At 44.4% G+C, this 18,354-nt stretch carries 20 protein-coding genes; 5 read left to right on the top strand and 15 right to left on the bottom strand.

From position 1 onward, the window contains the following. The first annotated feature begins 75 nt into the window (after positions 1 to 75). The gene (gene plsB, locus R7Q46_RS21855) at positions 76 to 2,502 is read left to right on the top strand and encodes a glycerol-3-phosphate 1-O-acyltransferase PlsB (RefSeq protein ID WP_085570121.1); all 2,427 of its coding nucleotides are present in this window, start codon (positions 76 to 78) and stop codon (positions 2,500 to 2,502) included. A gap of 64 nt (positions 2,503 to 2,566) precedes the next feature. Here plsB and ubiA read toward each other — a convergent pair whose 3' ends face one another. Then, entirely contained in the window at positions 2,567 to 3,421 is an 855-nt protein-coding gene (gene ubiA, locus R7Q46_RS21850; RefSeq protein WP_005378684.1) for a 4-hydroxybenzoate octaprenyltransferase, read from the bottom strand. Beyond that, entirely contained in the window at positions 3,422 to 3,961 is a 540-nt protein-coding gene (locus R7Q46_RS21845) for a chorismate lyase (RefSeq protein ID WP_005378686.1), read from the bottom strand. Positions 3,962 to 4,122: 161 nt separating this feature from the next. On the opposite strand from R7Q46_RS21845, the gene R7Q46_RS21840 reads away from it, so the two are divergent. Continuing rightward, on the top strand, positions 4,123 to 4,533 hold the full coding sequence (locus R7Q46_RS21840; RefSeq protein WP_005378687.1) for a flagellar basal body-associated protein FliL: 411 nt from the start codon (positions 4,123 to 4,125) through the stop codon (positions 4,531 to 4,533). A gap of 63 nt (positions 4,534 to 4,596) precedes the next feature. Here the strand turns inward: R7Q46_RS21840 and glpG are convergent, their stop codons facing one another. From glpG to ftsY, 6 genes are all read right to left on the bottom strand, one after another. Then, a complete protein-coding gene (gene glpG, locus R7Q46_RS21835) occupies positions 4,597 to 5,439 on the bottom strand; it encodes a rhomboid family intramembrane serine protease GlpG (protein WP_085570120.1) in 843 nt (280 codons plus the stop codon). Next, on the bottom strand, positions 5,439 to 5,759 hold the full coding sequence (glpE, locus tag R7Q46_RS21830) for a thiosulfate sulfurtransferase GlpE (RefSeq protein WP_005378691.1): 321 nt from the start codon (positions 5,757 to 5,759) through the stop codon (positions 5,439 to 5,441). Before glpE ends, glpG begins: the two co-directional genes overlap by 1 nt. 493 nt (positions 5,760 to 6,252) lie before the next feature. Beyond that, entirely contained in the window at positions 6,253 to 7,110 is an 858-nt protein-coding gene (rpoH, locus tag R7Q46_RS21825; RefSeq protein ID WP_005378693.1) for an RNA polymerase sigma factor RpoH, read from the bottom strand. Positions 7,111 to 7,286: 176 nt separating this feature from the next. Continuing rightward, complete coding sequence (ftsX, locus tag R7Q46_RS21820) at positions 7,287 to 8,255, bottom strand: permease-like cell division protein FtsX (RefSeq protein WP_005378695.1); 969 nt, start codon at positions 8,253 to 8,255, stop codon at positions 7,287 to 7,289. Beyond that, a complete protein-coding gene (gene ftsE / locus R7Q46_RS21815; protein ID WP_005378697.1) occupies positions 8,245 to 8,919 on the bottom strand; it encodes a cell division ATP-binding protein FtsE in 675 nt (224 codons plus the stop codon). The genes ftsX and ftsE overlap by 11 nt, the downstream gene beginning before the upstream one ends. Before the next feature lie 22 nt (positions 8,920 to 8,941). Beyond that, a complete protein-coding gene (ftsY, locus tag R7Q46_RS21810; RefSeq protein WP_053307420.1) occupies positions 8,942 to 10,198 on the bottom strand; it encodes a signal recognition particle-docking protein FtsY in 1,257 nt (418 codons plus the stop codon). Between the two features lie 230 nt (positions 10,199 to 10,428). On the opposite strand from ftsY, the gene rsmD reads away from it, so the two are divergent. Then, positions 10,429 to 11,028 carry a 16S rRNA (guanine(966)-N(2))-methyltransferase RsmD gene (rsmD, locus tag R7Q46_RS21805; protein WP_005378702.1) on the top strand — a complete coding sequence of 200 codons (600 nt, stop codon included), beginning with the start codon at positions 10,429 to 10,431 and terminating at the stop codon, positions 11,026 to 11,028. A gap of 25 nt (positions 11,029 to 11,053) precedes the next feature. Continuing rightward, positions 11,054 to 11,320, top strand: a complete 267-nt coding sequence (locus R7Q46_RS21800) for a DUF1145 domain-containing protein (protein ID WP_005378704.1) — start codon at positions 11,054 to 11,056, stop codon at positions 11,318 to 11,320. Positions 11,321 to 11,377: 57 nt separating this feature from the next. On the opposite strand, the gene R7Q46_RS21795 is transcribed toward R7Q46_RS21800, so the two are convergent. From R7Q46_RS21795 to R7Q46_RS21780, 4 genes are all read right to left on the bottom strand, one after another. Then, a complete protein-coding gene (locus tag R7Q46_RS21795) occupies positions 11,378 to 11,962 on the bottom strand; it encodes a YhgN family NAAT transporter (RefSeq protein WP_005389671.1) in 585 nt (194 codons plus the stop codon). A gap of 106 nt (positions 11,963 to 12,068) precedes the next feature. Then, positions 12,069 to 12,290, bottom strand: coding sequence for a YecH family metal-binding protein (locus R7Q46_RS21790; RefSeq protein WP_005378711.1), 222 nt, complete (start codon positions 12,288 to 12,290; stop codon positions 12,069 to 12,071). A 69-nt stretch (positions 12,291 to 12,359) separates the two neighbouring features. Next, positions 12,360 to 12,980, bottom strand: coding sequence for a lysoplasmalogenase (locus R7Q46_RS21785; protein WP_005389670.1), 621 nt, complete (start codon positions 12,978 to 12,980; stop codon positions 12,360 to 12,362). A gap of 1,082 nt (positions 12,981 to 14,062) precedes the next feature. Continuing rightward, complete coding sequence (locus tag R7Q46_RS21780) at positions 14,063 to 14,431, bottom strand: hypothetical protein (RefSeq protein WP_005378717.1); 369 nt, start codon at positions 14,429 to 14,431, stop codon at positions 14,063 to 14,065. A 327-nt stretch (positions 14,432 to 14,758) separates the two neighbouring features. On the opposite strand from R7Q46_RS21780, the gene R7Q46_RS21775 reads away from it, so the two are divergent. Continuing rightward, complete coding sequence (locus R7Q46_RS21775; RefSeq protein WP_005389668.1) at positions 14,759 to 15,088, top strand: DUF2500 domain-containing protein; 330 nt, start codon at positions 14,759 to 14,761, stop codon at positions 15,086 to 15,088. Here the strand turns inward: R7Q46_RS21775 and R7Q46_RS21770 are convergent. The 3 genes from R7Q46_RS21770 to R7Q46_RS21760 all read right to left on the bottom strand — a co-directional run bounded on the left by R7Q46_RS21770 (position 15,085) and on the right by R7Q46_RS21760 (position 18,349). After that, positions 15,085 to 16,098 carry an acyltransferase gene (locus tag R7Q46_RS21770; protein WP_017636080.1) on the bottom strand — a complete coding sequence of 338 codons (1,014 nt, stop codon included), beginning with the start codon at positions 16,096 to 16,098 and terminating at the stop codon, positions 15,085 to 15,087. The two genes, R7Q46_RS21775 and R7Q46_RS21770, sit on opposite strands and share 4 nt — an antisense overlap. A 283-nt stretch (positions 16,099 to 16,381) precedes the next feature. Continuing rightward, positions 16,382 to 17,599, bottom strand: coding sequence for an organoarsenical effux MFS transporter ArsJ (arsJ, locus tag R7Q46_RS21765; protein ID WP_005383628.1), 1,218 nt, complete (start codon positions 17,597 to 17,599; stop codon positions 16,382 to 16,384). 255 nt (positions 17,600 to 17,854) lie between these two features. Further along, a complete protein-coding gene (locus tag R7Q46_RS21760) occupies positions 17,855 to 18,349 on the bottom strand; it encodes a cyclin-dependent kinase inhibitor 3 family protein (protein ID WP_053307418.1) in 495 nt (164 codons plus the stop codon). Positions 18,350 to 18,354: the final 5 nt, after the last annotated feature.

The following is an 18,354-nucleotide window of genomic DNA, read 5'->3' as shown; positions in this document are numbered from 1 at the left end:
TATAGAGAAGACATGCAAAGCGGAAACTGAAATAAGGTTAGGCCTGTTTGAATACCTATTGAGGCTGTGAACTTTATGTCTTCTGGACAATCATTTTCACGTTCATTACTAAAACTACCTTTATCGGTACTGGTAAAGGGCACCGCAATCCCGTCGAACCCGATTGAAGATCTGAACATCGACCTAACTAAACCGATTGTATATGCCCTGCCGTTCCGCTCGAACGTGGATTTGCTGACACTGCAAAAACAAGCCATGAGCCTTGGTCTACCCGACCCGCTCAGCCCGCTGGAAATCAATGGCAAAACGCTGAACCGTTTCGTCTTTATCGCTGCGCGTCCAACTGTGATGAACAACGATAATGATGTCCCAACCGATTCTGTTTCTCTGTTCACTGACTTACTGGAACTGCACAAGCTGGATAGTGAGTTGGATGTTCAAATGATCCCTGCAACCGTGCTTTGGGGTCGTAAGCCAGGTAAAGAAGAGAACCAAAAGCCTTACCTTCAACCGATGAATGGTCCGCAAAAAGCCAAAGCAGTAATGGCGGCGGGACGCGACTGCTTAGTTCGCTTTAGTCCCGTGGTATCTCTGCGTTATATGGCAGACTCTCACGGTACCGACAGCGCAATTGCGCACAAACTGGCTCGCGTGGCGCGTATCCACTTCTCACGCCAGAAACTGGCTGCTTCAGGCCCAAACCTGCCACAACGCCAAGTGTTGTTTGCTCGTTTACTAAAGTCTCCAGCTATTGAACTGGCGATTGCTGACGAAGCCAAGAGCAAAAACATCTCGATTGATAAGGCACGTAAAGAAGCCCACGACATCATGGATGAAATCGCCGCCGACTTCTCCTACAGTCTGGTGAAAAACGGCGACCGCATCCTGAGTTGGTTATGGACAAAGCTATACCAAGGTTTGCACATCAATAACGCCTCGACTGTGCGTCGTTTAGCGCAAGACGGCCACGAAATTGTGTACGTTCCGTGTCACCGTAGTCACATGGACTACCTGCTGTTGTCTTATGTTTTATACCATGAAGGCATGGTGCCTCCGCACATTGCGGCAGGCATTAACTTGAACTTCTTCCCGGCCGGTCCGCTTTTCCGTCGTGGTGGGGCGTTCTTTATTCGTCGTAGTTTTAAAGGCAACAAACTGTACTCAACCATTTTCCGTGAGTATCTAGCTGAGCTGTTTGCCAAAGGCTATTCAGTCGAGTACTTCAGTGAGGGTGGTCGTTCACGTACAGGTCGCTTACTGCAAGCGAAAACGGGTATGCTGGCTATGACCATCCAAGCAATGCTACGTGGTCTAAACCGCCCAGTAACACTAGTGCCGGTCTACATCGGCTACGAGCACGTGATGGAAGTGGGCACTTACGCGAAAGAGCTGCGTGGCAAACGCAAAGAGAAAGAAAACGCAGGGCTTGTACTGCGTACTCTGCGTAAACTGCGTAACTTTGGTTTGGGCTATGTGAACTTCGGTGAGCCAATTCAGCTCAACCAATACTTGAACGAGCATGCTCCTGAGTGGACGAAAGACATCGACAGCATGGGTGGTAACAAACCACAATGGATGAATCCTGTGGTGAACGACCTTGCTAATAAGATGATGACGCACATCAACGATGCGGCGGCGGCAAACGCGTTGACCTTGTGTGCAACCGCACTGCTTGCTTCTCGTCAACGTGCACTTTCTCGTGACTCGCTGATCAATCAGATTGAGTGTTACTTAAAGCTACTCAAAAATAGCCCGTACTCAAGCACCTCCACTATCCCTACCGAAAGTGCTGAGGAGTTGGTCGATCATGCAATTTCGCTTGATAAGTTCGTGATTGAAACCGATAGCATGGGTGACATCATTTCGCTGGACCGTAGCCAATCGATCCTGATGACCTACTATCGCAACAACATCATCCACTTGTTCGCTCTGCCGTCATTAATTGCCCAAATGCTCATTCGTCAGCGCAACCTTTCGGTAGCCAAGATTCAAGCGAATGTCGCGCAAATCTACCCATTCTTGAAGAAAGAGCTGTTCTTAAGTTACCAAGAAGACGAGTTAGATGAATTGGTCGTTAAAACACTGCATGAATTTGCCGATCAGAAAATGATTAGTCTGGATGGTGATAAGCTAGAGATCAATCAATCGAACAACCAGCCTTTGGTTCTGTTAGGTCGAACGATAACTGAAACGCTGCAACGCTACTCTATCGCGATGAACTTGCTTGTTGCTTACCCTGAGCTGGGTAAATCGGACCTAGAGCAGAAGAGCCAAGATATTGCTCAGCGCCTAGGGCGTTTGCACGGTATTAATGCGCCAGAATTCTTCGATAAAGGTGTGTTTACCGCCATGTTCAATACGCTCAAACAGCAAAAATACCTCGATAGCGATGGTAACTGTGACACGAAGAAAACGCAGCAATTTGCACGGCTACTGTTCACTCTGCTTTATCCAGAAGTGAAACTGACGATCGAAGAGAGTATTCACCAACTTCGGTCGTAACCGTTTTACCTTCTTCCAATAAGAAAAAAGGCATCCAATCGGATGCCTTTTTCTATTTCTTCGCTTACCAAAATGCGACCAGTAACCCTATCGCTATCACCATGCCAACATAATTGTTGTTAAGGAAAGCCTTAAAGCACAACTCACGCTCACGGTGACGAATTAAGTGCTGCTGATAAACAAACAACGACGCTGCAATCAAAAGGGTCCAGTAGTAACTTTGTCCCAATTGGTAGAACTGCCCTAACCAAACCAACATCGCGAGTGTAATCAGTTGCAACACACCAATAATAAGCTTGTCATGACGACCAAACAGAATTGCCGTCGATTTAATGCCAATCTTTAGATCATCATCTCGGTCTACCATCGCATATTGAGTGTCGTACGCAATGGTCCACAAAGCGTTAATGAGGAACAAAAACCAAACAATCAATGGTAATTCCCCAGTTTGTGCAGCCCACGCCATTGGAATCGCCCAGCTAAAAGCCAAGCCTAAAAATAGCTGTGGAATATGAGTATAACGCTTCATAAATGGATAGATGAACGCCAACACAATGCCAGCGAAGGATAGCTGAATCGTCAGCGGGTTCATGGTCAGCACTAACAAAAACGAGCTGATACCCAAAACCAAAAATAATCCAATCGCTTCTTTTGCTGTCACTTTCCCTGATGGCAGTGGACGTTGCTTAGTACGCTTTACATGGCCGTCGACTTTGCGATCTGCAAAATCATTAATCACGCACCCCGCACTACGCATTAGGAAAACACCCAATACAAACACGATGAATACATCCCAACTTGGCATCCCTTGGGCTGAGATAATTAGCGCCCAAATCGTTGGCCACATCAGTAACAGTGAACCAATCGGGCGATCCATGCGCATCAGTTGCCAATATGCTTTGGCTTTTTCTGCGGACATTTACACTGTCTCCTTAGCGTAAACTGGTGAATTAGATAAGAATAACTCGGCGACTAGCATCGGTTTGTGATTCATCCACAACCTTGAGCGTCGTGCTAACAAACGTCCTTCTGGTACGGCTACCCATCCCATTTGCAAAGAGTCCCGCTCAACGTTATCTGCGCTAAACACAGTTAGTCCTAATGGGATATCCCCTTGTTGAGCCAAATCATACTGCTGATCAACTAAGGTTGAACGAGGAATCAATGTCCGCCCAATAACCCAGTTATTATTGTCACCGCACAAAATTACCTCTCTCAGTAAGCAATCTTGTTCGGACAATAACTGGCTTTCGTCCTGTTTTAATGTCGCTGCAGTGACGATCTGATTTTGTAGCAATTCTACCGTTAACGCTTGGCAGTGCTGTTTTAAACGACGTGACAAAGACCCTTGCTCTTCAAGCCAATGCTTGGCAAATTCATTTGGAAATTCGAATTCTTCGGGGTTTTGCCACTCTACTTCCAATAAAGAAGCAAGATAGAGTGATGTTGGCTGATTCATACTAGTATTCAATTGGAGGCTTTATGCGTACAATAAAGCAACAACTTACCGTCCATAGTAATGTATGTAACCGTAAGTTCCGTTATTTGTTATAGACGGCCCATTGTATCAAGACTGAAGCGATTCGAATATCGCGATCCAGAGAAAGAAAAGTTAGAAATATGTACAAACGTTATATAGCCCAAATTATTTTTGCGTTAACCATACTATTCGCCGCACCAAGTTGGGCTGAAACGGAAGAAGCTGGACCTAAGTTGGCATACTTTACCCTAGAGCCTGACCTCACTACTAACTTTTACACCAAAGGCAAAAAGTTAGGTTATGTGCAAGTGCGCATCGACATCATGGTAATGAGTCAACAAGATTTATCAGTTGTTGAGCATCACCAACCTTTGATTCGCGATGCAGTGATTGAATTATTGGGTAAGCAAACAGAAGATACGATTAAGTCCCTTTCTGGCCGAGAAGATCTGCGCAAAACTTTAGTGACGACCCTCAACGAAACGCTTTTGCCTGAAACAGGTAAAACCATCATTGCCGATTTGTTGTTTACAAAATACCTTTATCAATAAACCCAAATCCGTTTTGAACATAAAAAAAGACCGCTCTTGAGCGGTCTTTTCATTTCATCGGCTTTAGGCTTGCTGTTGGTATTTCATCTTGCCTGAATCAAACAGCGCAATCACCATCCCCGACAGTAGCCCAACTAAGTGAGCGGTGTTTGCAATCGCCATAAATGGCTGCACAAAACCAAGAACTAACCATACCAACATAAAGACGATGATTGGCTTGGGTAGCGTAAGGCCTAAATGTGGCAAGCGGTAACCCAGTATCCACAAATAACCAAGCAGTGCATAGACCACACCAGACAAGCCGCCGAAGTTAGCCCCTTCAACATAGAACTGGCCTGCCCCTGAAAGCGCTGCCGACACCACAAAGAGTTGCAATAGCTTACCGGAACCGAGACGACGTTCGATGTCGCCCCCCAACTGCCACCACCATAGTAAGTTAAACACGATGTGAGTTACTGAAAAGTGCAGTAACGCATGACTTAGCCATCGCCACACTTGCCATTGTTGCCCCTCAAAAGCCGGGAAGTGCAACAACTTAAACACGCCATTGCCAAAGCCAAACATTTGTAACAAGTAGATGATGATACAGACTGTCATGATCAGCAAAGTCATGGGGCCAGCTTTCGCTTTGACCATGCTCATGATACTCGGGCTGGAATAATGAAATGTGCTCTTACGAGTATCGGCAACGTCCCACGAGGCGGCGCTGTATTTTGAATCAGACGGGTTAGCAAGGAACAGCTTAAGTTCGGCTTCCGCTTCTATTTCATGCTGGCTATCAGTCAGCCACAGCGCAAATTGCCCATCCCCTTCAGGCATCATTTCGATGTCAATTTGGCGAGAGGCCATATAATCAATAAAGGCTTGCGCCATACGTGGATTATTTAACGTTACCAATCTCTTCATTAACTTCTCACTATCGGTAGTTCTGCTCGATGCCAGGCTTCAAAGCCACCATCTACACTGTACACCTGTTCAAAGCCTTGGTTAACTAAATATTGCGCCGCACCTTGGCTACTAATGCCGTGGTAACACATCACTAGAATAGGTTGTTCGAACTCCACTTCATCCATAAACGCAACGATCGTATCGTTAGTTAAGTGATACGCGGACTCCGCATGCGCAACGGCAAACGATTGAGGGTCACGGATATCTACAAGCTTCGCATCACCCTGCTCGAGCAGTGCTTGCGCACCTTGTACATCGATATGCTTAAACTGATCCATTTACTTTCTCATTGTCTTATTAATATACCCAAGCAACCTCGAACCTAACGTACTAATCAGCACCCGTGGTACAGCATAAAATCCATATTTGAAGCTGCTTGGGTATACTGCCGCTATTGTAACCTATCCAACGGCAAACTTAGACACATGGATAATCAGGGTTTTCAAAAGTGTACACATTCCAACCATTTGTGGATAAAGCTGTGAATTGCGTTGATAAAGTGTATTTGGATCTTTTGATCCACAATATGTAGTGATGATCCTGATCTAACTGTGTGTATATCTATAACTATCCCCAGATGGAAAAGTGCTTGAATCCCTTGTTTTGTCCGGGTTTCGAACAGTTGATAAATAATTACTTCACAGAGTTATACACAGGTAGCACATAAAATCCGGATCGCAAACGCTATCGATTTTCGATCGACAATAAAAAAGCCGAGATCACATGATCTCGGCTTTCTATGAAAATCTTACTTTCAATTAGCAGTGGAAATTAAAATTCACCCACGGCCAATTTTAGTTTCTTCATTGCATTTTTTTCTAGCTGGCGAATACGCTCGGCAGAAACACCGAACTCATCAGCTAAGTCTTGCAATGTTGCTTTCTCATCATCTAACCAACGAGAACGCACGATGCGCTGACTACGCTCATCCAAACTCGCTAATGCATGACCCAAGCGATTGTTGGTGTGCATTTCCCAGTTGGCGGCTTCAATGTTGTCGGCCACATCAGACGATTTGTCTTCTAGGTATAGCATCGGCGCTGTGTAAGCGTTTGAACTGTCGTCTTCATCAGTTGGCATATCAAAGGTTGAATCCACCGCCGCTAAGCGTGATTCCATCTCGCGAACTTCAGAAGGCTCAACACCTAACTCGCGCGCAACGGTTTCCACTTCACCGTTGTTAAACCAACCCAAGCGCTTTTTCGACTTACGCAGGTTGAAGAACAATTTACGTTGCGCTTTAGTGGTCGCAATTTTCACGATACGCCAGTTACGTAGCACGTATTCGTGGATCTCTGCTTTGATCCAGTGGACAGCAAAAGAAACCAAGCGAACCCCTACTTCTGGGTTAAAACGCTTAACGGCTTTCATTAGACCGATGTTACCCTCTTGCACAAGATCCGCCATTGGCAAACCGTAGCCAGAGTAACCACGAGCAACGTGAACAACGAATCGTAGGTGCGAAAGAATTAGACCTTTTGCAGCCTCAATCTCACCTTTATAGTGTAATCGTTCTGCCAGCTCACGCTCTTCGTCTGCAGTCAGCATTGGGTAGCTGTTTACTGAGCGAATATAGCTATCAAGGCTATCTTGCGTGACTAGAGCCATCGGATACGCTTCTTTTGTCATTCAATTCCTCATCAATCTCTGATCTGGAGCATTACATTGCAATTTAGCTTCGATATCTTGAACTCAAAATGAACAAGTTTCAAGAAGGGGAAGCAATTATCCATAAACATTTGGTCTAAGCAAGGGTTCAAAATTAGCTAGTGCTAATGAAATCCAAGTAATAAGACCGCCATCACTTAAACTGGTTCAATTTCTTTTAAATGTCGTTGCGCAGAAAAACGCGCCGCAATACATCCCAAAAGACTCCCAATGATGATTAATAACAAAGATTCATCCCAACTTAGACCAATCAGGCGGAACTGGCTATCGTACAACGCAGCAAGGTCTTCCACCGCACTATTCATGACAATGGTCACTAAAGCCGTTACCAACCACGCAATAGTGGCACCTAACACGCCAAACCACATACCTGTGTACAAGTAAGGGCGCAGAATAAAACTGTCCGTCGCACCGATCAGTTTCATGGTTTGAATCTCTTCTTTATTCGCCAGCACATTAAATCGCAATGTATTGCCAACGATTAAAAATACCGCACCGAGCATCAGCACTGTCAGGGTAATGACAATAATACTCGCGAGAGTTTTGATGGCATCAAGACGCGCCAGCCAGTCTTCGTCAAGTCTCACGTCGGTCACATCTTGTTGCTCTCGAACGTCTTTGGCTAATGACTGAATATCACTTTTTAGCTCCGAATCTGGCGTAATCACCAACACACCAGGTAGCGCATAGCCACTTAAAAGGCTGATAGCTTGGTCGAACCCTGCATATTGGCTTAAATCAGATAGACCTTGTTGCGGTGAAATATATTCTACCTCTTTTACCAAAGGCCAAGTTTCAATTTGATCTTTGAGAACCATCACTCGCGCATCCGGCATACCTTCAACTAAGTAAGCACTAACTTGTGAAGGAGAAGCGACATCTTCCGCTGCCCCCGCAACGTTTTTCCCCAATAGATACAAACAAGCTGGCATGGCAAGTGCCATGGAGATGACCGCTAGAGTCAGAATGTTGCCTAGTGGTCGTTGCCATAAGGCGCTAAAAGAGGATTTAGCTTGTTTTGCGTGGACAGAGAAAAAACCATCGGTATTCGCACGCTTGGCACTGCGGCCTTTCCCCTTCTTTTGGGAGTGCTTGTTACCTGCCATAGTCTTCTACCTCACTTAGGAAGCCTTGGTTCAATTCAAAATGACGATACTGTGGGCGAGTGTTTACTAACCCCACATCGTGCGTGGCAAGTAGGATAGTCACGCCCGCACGGTTAAATTCTTCGAATAGACGCAACACACGGTTGGATAATTCTGGGTCAAGGTTACCCGTAGGCTCATCAGCCACCAGCAACGTTGGTCGATTAACCACAGCACGGGCAATACCGACGCGCTGTTGCTCACCACCAGAAAGTTGACTAGGTAGACAACGAGCTTTATCGAGTAAGCCCGTTTTATCTAACGCCGCAGAAACACGGCGTTTGATTTCGTTTTCAGAAATCGATTCGATACGCATTGGCAGAGCGACATTGTCGTACACACTGCGATCCATCAATAGGCGATGATCTTGAAAAACAATCCCAATATTGCGGCGCAAAAAAGGGATGTCTTTGCCTGGAATACGCGTGATGTCGTGGCCATTAAAATGGATTTTGCCATCGGTTGGTCGCTCTATCGCGCAGATCAATTTCAGCAAGGTACTTTTACCAGCCCCGGAATGTCCGCCTAAAAACGCCATTTCACCGCGCCTCAGGTGAAAATCGACTTTTTGCAGTGCTTGTCGACCACCTCGGTAAGCTTTGCTTACTTGCTGAAATTTGATCACCGTTGATTTCCTCTAACTCTTTTTATTCTTCACGACTAAACAGTGCGTCAATAAACTCTTGAGTTTCAAATGGACGCAAGTCTTCGATACCTTCACCCACACCAATGTAACGAATTGGAATACCGAACTGATCAGCAATAGCGAAAATTACGCCGCCCTTGGCTGTACCATCCAGCTTAGTCAAAGTAATCCCGGTTAGAGGGGCAACATCACTGAAAAGTTTCGCTTGGCTAATGGCATTTTGTCCTGTACCTGCGTCAAGCGTTAGCATGATCTCATGTGGTGCAGATTCATCAATTTTCTTCATCACACGTACAATCTTACGCAGCTCTTCCATTAGGTTCGCTTTGTTCTGTAGACGACCTGCTGTATCAGCAATCACCACATCCACACCACGTGCTTTTGCCGCTTCAATCGCATCATAGATAACAGAGGCACTGTCTGCGCCAGTATGTTGAGCAATCACAGGAACATTATTACGTTCACCCCACACTTGTAGCTGCTCAACCGCTGCGGCACGGAAAGTATCGCCCGCTGCAAGCATCACTTTTTTGCCTTGAGTTTGGAACTGCTTCGCTAGCTTACCGATGGTCGTGGTTTTACCCACGCCATTTACACCTACCATCAAGATGACGTAAGGCGTTTTGTTGCTATCGATTTCTAGTGGCTGTTCGACTTTAGAAAGAATCTCAGCCATTTCTTCTTTCAACAAACCATAAAGGGCTTCGCCGTCTTTCAGATCGCCACGTGTGGCTTTTTCTGTCAGGTTGTTGATGATTTTTGTTGTGGTATTCATGCCCACATCAGCAATAAGCAGTTGCTCTTCTAGCTCTTCAAATAAGTCCTCATCGATTTTCTTACCACTGAATAGACCGAAGAAGCCAGCACCAATATTTGCTTTTGTTCGGCTTAGGCTGCGTTTAAGACGAGCAAAAAAGCTTTCTGTTGGCTTTTCTTGTTCTTGAACACGAGGCGCGGCCGATACGACTTCTGGCTCCTCTGCTTCTGCTTCTGCTTCTGCTTCTGCTTCTGCTTCTGCTTCTGCTTCTGCTTCTGCTTCTGCTTCTGCTTCTGCTGGGGCAGCCTCTGATTGTTTCGCTTCTTCTTCAAGTTCTGGCGTTGCTTCCGCTTGCTCAGCAACCGCTTCGGTTTGCTGCTCTTCAGAAGGCGCTTCCACTGCTTCTTCTTTTACTGTTTCTTCAGTTTTTGGTTTTGGGCTTTGTTCTTCGTCACCAAAACCTAGCCACGAAAGTAATCCGCGCTTCTTTTTTTCCGTCATCTGGGGCTATCCTAGATTGTTCTTTTATCTATTAATGACTCTTTTTTGACAAGATTATTATCTGTCTAAAAAAGGCTAATGACAAAGTTCTGAAAACTTTCCGATTAGGTAATTCTAATCTTATTAGTGTTACACTCTGTCATCTTGAATATTCTGGGCTGTATCCAAGCTCCAAGCTCATTGCTTGGGCGATTAGATATAGTATCACTTTATTAGCGGTCAAAAAATCTATGGTAAGACGTCGCCAGCAAAACTCATCACAAAAAAAGCCAACAACGGGCTTTGTTCGCATTATTAGTGGCTTATGGAGAGGCAGAAAACTTCCTGTACACGATGCTGAAGGCTTACGCCCCACGACCGATCGCGTCAAAGAAACGCTGTTTAACTGGTTAGCTCAAGATGTACCACAGGCAAAATGTCTCGACTTGTTTGCTGGCTCTGGCGGCTTGGGATTTGAGTCAGCTTCGCGCCAAGCAGAGCAAGTGACCATGGTTGAGCTAAACCCACAAGCTTTCCAACAGTTACAAAAGAATGTTGCCTCTCTTAACGCGAACAACATCCAAGTGGTAAATACCGACGCACTGAGTTTTTTGAAGCAACCGGGTTCTGCTCACCATGTGGTGTTTATTGACCCACCGTTTCGCAAAGGTCTATTGGATGAGACCGTGGCTCTGCTAGAACAAAATGGCTGGCTCGCGGAAGATGCGATGATTTATATTGAAACAGAAAAAGAACTCAATATTGCCGACTTACCAGAAAACTGGCAATTACATCGAGAAAAAACAGCAGGCCAAGTGAGCTATCGTCTGTACGAACGTACCTCCGCATAACGCCTCGATTTAAAAGGATACTTAAATGAAAGCACTAATTATGCTGGCCAAAGCGGCTATCGCCTTTGTTTGGTTAGTATTAATCCTAAATATTTTTATGCCCTTCCCCGGCAATGCCGCGATTGCGCTTTACATCATGACCGCTTTTTTGTTCATCATGCACGGTTTACAAATGGCCATCTTCATTGGTGCATTTGGCGACAAAATAAAAATGAGCAGTTGGGAAAAATATTCAATCCTGATTTTTGGTATTTTTGCCCTACTCGATATTCGTCGTAAACACATGATGTAATCGCTCAGATACGAAAAAGCCGCTCTTGTGAGCGGCTTTTTTTCTGCGTTTTGTTCGTCACCCAATGTAACTTTTTACACCATCCAAGAACATTTGAGTGGAGATCATCACCAGTAACAAGCCCATTAAGCGTTCTACCGCCTTCAAGCCACGTTCACCCAACAAGCGATTAAAGAAGCCATAAAACATCAGTATAAAAAATGTTGCGCCCCACGCAATTACGACTGATGCTGACATTTCCAACATTTTCTCTGGATGTTGCGAAGACAGTAAAAGCAAGGCTGCAATCACTGAAGGGCCCGCGATCATAGGAATGGCCATCGGAACAATAAAGGGCTCCTCGCCTGCTGCCAGTCCAGTAATGCTGCCAGCACTCGGGAAAATCATCTTAATCGCAATAATGAAGAGAATAATGCCACCTGAAATGCTGAGCGTTTCTGGCTGGACATGCAAAAAACTTAAGATGCTTTGTCCTGCAAACAGAAACAGCATCAAGATCAGTAAGGCAAACAGTAGTTCACGAATCAATACCTTACGACGACGCTTGGGATCGATATGTTTGAGAATAGACAACACAATCGGCAAGTTACCGAGAGGGTCCATGATTAGAAACAGCATGGTCGCTGCCGAAAGAATGTCCATATTCTGGCCTCACCTAAAAAATGGCGGCCAGTGTATAGCAAACTGACAACATGAGTATATGACTGAGGGCGAAAACACCATATTCATCCTCGATCTTAGCCGCCGTTTAGTGATTGCAAACTCGCGCCATATTGACCACAAACTTACCTTCAAGCTCACGAATTTTGTCGCGCTTGAGCAAAAATGCTAGTAATGCATCTAAGTCTAGATCATTCAGTTTACAGGTGTGAAAGCGAACGCTAGCGCCAAAGTGCTGTGTGAGGGCTTCGCGATCCATTGGCGTTTCTCTAAGTAGGTTTAGCAGCTCGTGAGCATGGATTTCACTCATTATTGACTCCAGTTATTAAGAACAATGCGTTCAGTTTACTGAAATCCTCAAGAGCTGCTTTGACTTAAATTAGTAAATGATTGAGGCAACAATGAGGGCATGAGCAAAAAAGTAACTACCACTCACCCACAAATAGGCGTGTTTCATCGGTTTTCGATAACCGTGTATCGCGTATGCCAGCGCCGAATAGATCAGAACTAAGGTTCCGCTAAAGCCGATAGCATTGGCGTAACTCGGCACTTGTAACCAAACTTCACCGGCTGCCCAAGCAAGTTGAACCAGCATCATCCCCATGATCACAACAGGGAATACCAGAGAGTCGAGTTGAGGTAGCAACAAAAAGAACGCCACGATACTCGCTGCAAGCAACAGGGCCAACAGCCACCAGACAATCTCACCATTAAGCTGCACCCAAAATGACTTGCTGTAGCATACCTGGGCAACCAGATAAGCCGTAAAATAGATTAGCTTACGAGTTTTAAACGAGTGCAGCGTATCTGCCACCATAGACACAATAAGCCCACCCGCAATCCAGTAGGTATATGTTGCGGATGCACCTTGAGTTAACACCAACACAAGAAGAAGTAGCAGAGTAAAGATTTTAAACACGAGGGATTGTGTCGGGTTAGCTTGCTTTGCTCCCAACACGGAATACACACCTGATAGCCCTATCGCCAGCCAACTCCACATGCAGTATACACCTTTTACTTAAACTCGCCGCTAGTCTAGGTAGACCAGTTTTGATGTAAAGACACAATCTACGAAAGTTGGATCTCGCTAGCGATTCGAAACATTTTGTAACCCTCAGCCTACGTAATAATAAAGCCGATGAGCCTGAATGATGCCACTAAACATTGGGGCCAAGCTTTGCTCATCAGCCGAACCCATCAAATCACACGACACAATAACCAGCGCTTTCTAAAACTATTTAACTGAAAAACAGATAAGTGCTCCAGGTAAGCCGCCATTTCACAAACTGACGATTAAACCACCAGGATGTATGTAATGCAGGCAACAAGAATAAATAACAGACACAAAATAGAAAATAGTCTTAGTAGCGCTCTAAGAGAGGAGGAACTACTGATGATTAGGGGTAAAAACTAAGAAAACTGACCTTAATTCAGTAAAAAAAAACATCAGACAAGAAAAGTAAGTCAATGATAAATAAAATCATAATTTCAATAACAGATAAAAGTGCGGACTTCATAAACCATAAAATCACAAAACACTTTTGAAGCCCAGATTTTCTCATAAGGTAAGAAAATCTCACTCCATGCTTTCGATTTGACGATGTAACCTCATAGCACATTTTTTAATTTTCTCAATTTTTGAGAAATACAGACAAAATAAAGACCCAACATACCATTCGAAACAAAAAACAATTACAAAGCCAACCCCACAAACCATTTAACACTATAAAATCAAATAGTTAAAACAACAAAGGATAAAAATAAAACAATGTGAACACTTTAAATACAGGACAAAAAACATAGTTTCATTAGTCAGAATCACGTAAAACCAGACAAGTTAAGTGTGGTTTTTGAAAAGATTAACGAGCATATGTTGATCAAACCCCAAAAACAGTGCTATATTAAATTCATCGAGTTCATCAAAGATTAAGGGGTAGTGTTATGATTTCATCTTCTCAAAAACAAGGGCTGGTTATGATTGCAGTGGTTGTGGGTTTAATGACACTGCCAATGATGTACTAACCCAATGATTTAAAATAAAAAAGGACGCAAATGCGTCCTTTTTTATTTATCTGTATAGCTCTACTGAATGTGCTTAGACAAAATATCCCAGTGCATATAGTAGAAACCAAGAGCGGCCAGCGTAATCAACGTCATTAGCAAAATTGCTGTACGCCAAATAAAGCGAGAGCTTCTTGGTGTCAGCTCTTTTTCACAAGCATCACATGCCGCCATAAAGCCTTTACGATCATCCAGCTTGTAATCGTCTTCGTGCACCACTTTATTACGCACTGTCGCGATGAATCGAAGCTTTGCTATCACGTCATGCGGTAAACGTTCTTCACAACTATTAATAAGTTGGTGCAACCCTTTCCCTTCTGCATGGTACTGAGTACGCAAAAGTTTTTCGATCGTTCGGGTACGCATGACTACTTTTTCAATATCTGACATCGTAACCCTCCTTACCAGACCCTTCCTATGTTCATTATTTTTATTCTTCTATAAATTTAGAGCTTTTTCGAGCCGTTAAGTGCAATTTTACTTTCAATTTGTGCCCTTGAGCTCATATAGCCTAACAAGTGAAAGCCGCTTCGTTCAGCTTTAGTGACTTCGCTTGCAGATGAAGCGACGATTTCATCGTGCATCATTAAGATAAATCGTGAAGTGCGCCGAAGAATCTCCATATCCCTTTCATTAGATTATGAATAAGCTACCTCAACTCATCGTTTCGTCAGCGAGTTCTGTAGAATGGGACCCGATAAAACATTGGAGGTTAATATGCCAATCTCACTTATTGTCGCCCTATTCGCCCTTATTGCCTTGGGCGCGTGGGTGTTTTTCCGTTTTTATAGTAAGCACTATGTGGGCGAAGACGCTCCAGAGCAAAGCGCGCAGGTAACGGTTTTAGATAAACAAGCGATAGACATACCAAACGCACCACCAGGTCAAGACGATCAAGAGTATTGGATTTACGTTCAACGTGGTTCTATCGGTCCAAAGCGTGAATTCCAAATTGGAGTGCATTACTACCATGCACTCAACCCTGGAGATAAGGGAACACTGACCTATCGCGGCAACAAGTTCCTTCACTTCGCTATCAAACGTTAAGGCAGTAACCAACGAGTCTTGGCAGAACGAGAAAAGAGATAGCTCATCGCCAAGGCTCCAGCTCCACTTAGAACGATCCAGACTGGAATCACCCACGCAGGATGTCCTGTGTACCAACCGAACTCTTTCATCGGCCATAAGAAAATAGGGTGAAGTAAGTAAATCCCTAAGCTGTGCTGACTGATCACACTAACCACTTTTTGTACTTTTGGTGATAAGCCTTCACCAAAGTAACGCCCGATCATAAAAATCATCGAAGCCGCTAGAATCACATTCAGTGTTTTATAAGAGAGCCAGCGCCCAACCGTATACTTCTCCGCCTCTAAGCTATTTGTCACAACCATCGTAAAGGTCACTGCCAACGCCACGAGTCCTAGCCCAACAAATAAGGTCACCATAGAGCGATTCAAAGGTACCTTTTGAAATAAAACATACCCCAGTGGAAGGTAACCCATATAAAGCCACATCTGATTACTCCACGGGCCATCAATCTTGAACAAGAACAGTGTGCTGGTGAAAAGCCAAAATGCGAGATAGGTATACAAGACGTTGTCATCCACGTTGCGTACCATCCATTGAAACAGCGGAATCACAAAATACAGTGGTATAAAGTAATAGAAAAAGCCGAGATGGTAATACGTTGCGTGGAATGGGCTATTGCTTAATACCTCTTTTACGGTTTCAAAATCAAAGCCTTGAGAAGTCCAACCTGAAAGGTATGCATAAAACATCGACCAAATAAGAAATGGAACTAAAACTTTGCCCAAACGCCTTTTGATATAATACTTACCGTCAAATGGTCGAGTGTCACTGAGCATTAGCGCTCCGGTGATCAAAATAAAAACTGGCACTGCCCAGCGGGTTACGCTATTCACGCCTACCGCTGTCAGCCATTGGTCAAATGGAATCACTCCTAACTCATTTCGATACGGTGCCAAGACGTGAATGGCGATCACTGCTACCGCTGCGAAGCAGCGCAATAAATCAAAAAACAGAACCCTTTCTCTCATACCTTTCCCTACTTTGAGTCGCTTATCGTTTATAGCATAGGGTAAATCTCAACCAGTGAAATGGTTAACAATCTGTTTTTGCTTATTTTTAACTCAACAATGACCTACAACGGGGATTTCATCACCACTCTAATCACTTAACGAGAACCAAAAACCAAGCATCAGTATTCACTCTCGATGCCAAACCGACACAATCTGATTACAGCAAACGTCGCATAAGAAACAAAAATGGCTCCGATTTGGAGCCATTTATACCATCTACAGATAGCGATACTGGGGATAGTTACGCAGTAGCAACATCAGCTTTTGGCAACTTAATTGAAATCAGCGTCGTCAGTGCCAAGAAAGCAAAAGAAACCCATAAGCACGCTGCAAGACCAGCCTCTTGGTAGATCCAACCCGATAATACCGTGCCAATCAAACGTCCCATCGCATTGGCCATGTAGTAAAAACCGACATCCAACGAGACGCCATCGCCTTTAGCGTAGCTCACTATCAAGTACGAGTGCAGCGAAGAGTTAATGGCAAACACAGCGCCAAAAATCATCAAACCTACCACAATCACCAATTCAGGCTGCCAACCGATTTGCACACCATAAGCAATACCAGCCGTAATTAACGCTAGGATTCCTGCCCACACCAATGCTGCACTACCATCAGGCACACGACCTTGCGCTTTGCCAGTAATACGCGGCGCAAAGCCTTGCACAAACCCATAAGCAATGACCCACGCTGCGAGAAAGCTACCAACCCACAAGTGATCCCAGCCAAACACGCTACCAAGATAAATAGGCAGAGCAACGACAAACCACACATCACGAGCACCAAACAAGAACATGCGTGCTGCGGATAAAATGTTTATCGATTCAGACTTGGAGAATATTTGGCGAAACTTAGGTTTACTCTTTGCTTTACCCATGTCCGCTTCTAGCCAGATCATGCTGCAAACAAACACTAATGTAAGTACACCCGCCATAATAAACATCGAGTTTTGAAAACCCACCCAAGACAGCAGCAAGCCACCAACAAAAAAGCCCGCTCCTTTGAGTGCATTCTTCGAGCCAGTCAAAATCGCTACCCATTTGTAGAGCGCACCTTGCTGTTCGTCTGGTACTAGCGTTTTAATCGCGCTCTTAGCACTCATTTTGTTCAGATCTTTGGCAATCCCCGACAGAGCTTGCGCTGCCATCACCCAAGGAATGGTCAGCCATGCATTTGGTACTGCGAGCATCAGCAACGCAAACACTTGCATCGCTAAACCAATGTTCATGGTTTTATTTAGGCCTAACCTTGCGCCCAACCAACCACCAACCAGGTTTGTCACCACACCAAAAAATTCATAGAAAAGAAACAGTGAGGCAATAGCTAACGTGGAATAACCTAAGTCATGAAAATAGAGCACCACCAGCATACGCAGTGCGCCATCGGTCACCGTAAAGTTCCAATAGTTAAACGTCACTAACATGTACTGACGAATACTTTTGCTTAATTGAGAAATCATATTGACCTCATATGTACAGCGATAGAAGCATTTAGATCATCATGTTCTAAATACTTTCTAACCTGTACAGCAACATTGACCAATATAATGTTGCTGTGATTTTAAAAAATGCCCCAACATCAATAAAAAGCAAAATACACCTTAAAAACAATGCATTAGTTAATATTAATGGCTTTTTTTTTGTAAACAGTCGTATCCTGAAGAAGCTCGAATTTAGCTTTTGGATCATAATGAACCAAAAGCTATTTAAGCTGATCAAGCGTCTTGAGCCACGCGTTCGATGTACTCAACTTGCACAGGTTTTGTAAATGCACCAGGGCGCAATGCCTGCACTTCTCGCACGATATCTTCTAACTGCCATTCCTTTTCTAGGAGTAGGTGAGCAGCGAACAAACCTGTGCGCCCCGAACCACCCATACAATGCATCGCAATTTTGCCACCTTGAGCAAGAATCTCGTGCAGTTCCGGACTGGCTTGTTGCCACTTCGTCGCAAATTCTTCATTTGGTGCGCAGTCGTCTTCAATCTCGATCTGGAACCATTTCATACCCAGTTGCTGAGTGGCTTCACCCAATGCAGAGACATTCTTCGCAGCTAATTCACTATCATCTAATGCAGTAACGACCGCTTGAACACCCTGCTCTTTCAACTGTTCTAACGACGCATGCAAATCGACACCTTTCGTTCCTGGGCACGGTGTTAAGATTAAAGCACCGGAGTCCAAATCTAATTGCCATGTAGGATGAGACATTGTGA

The sequence above is a fragment of the Vibrio sp. 811 genome (genome assembly GCF_033339195.1).
Note: the sequence above shows the minus strand (reverse complement) of the source record. Positions and strands in the feature narration are given on the sequence as shown.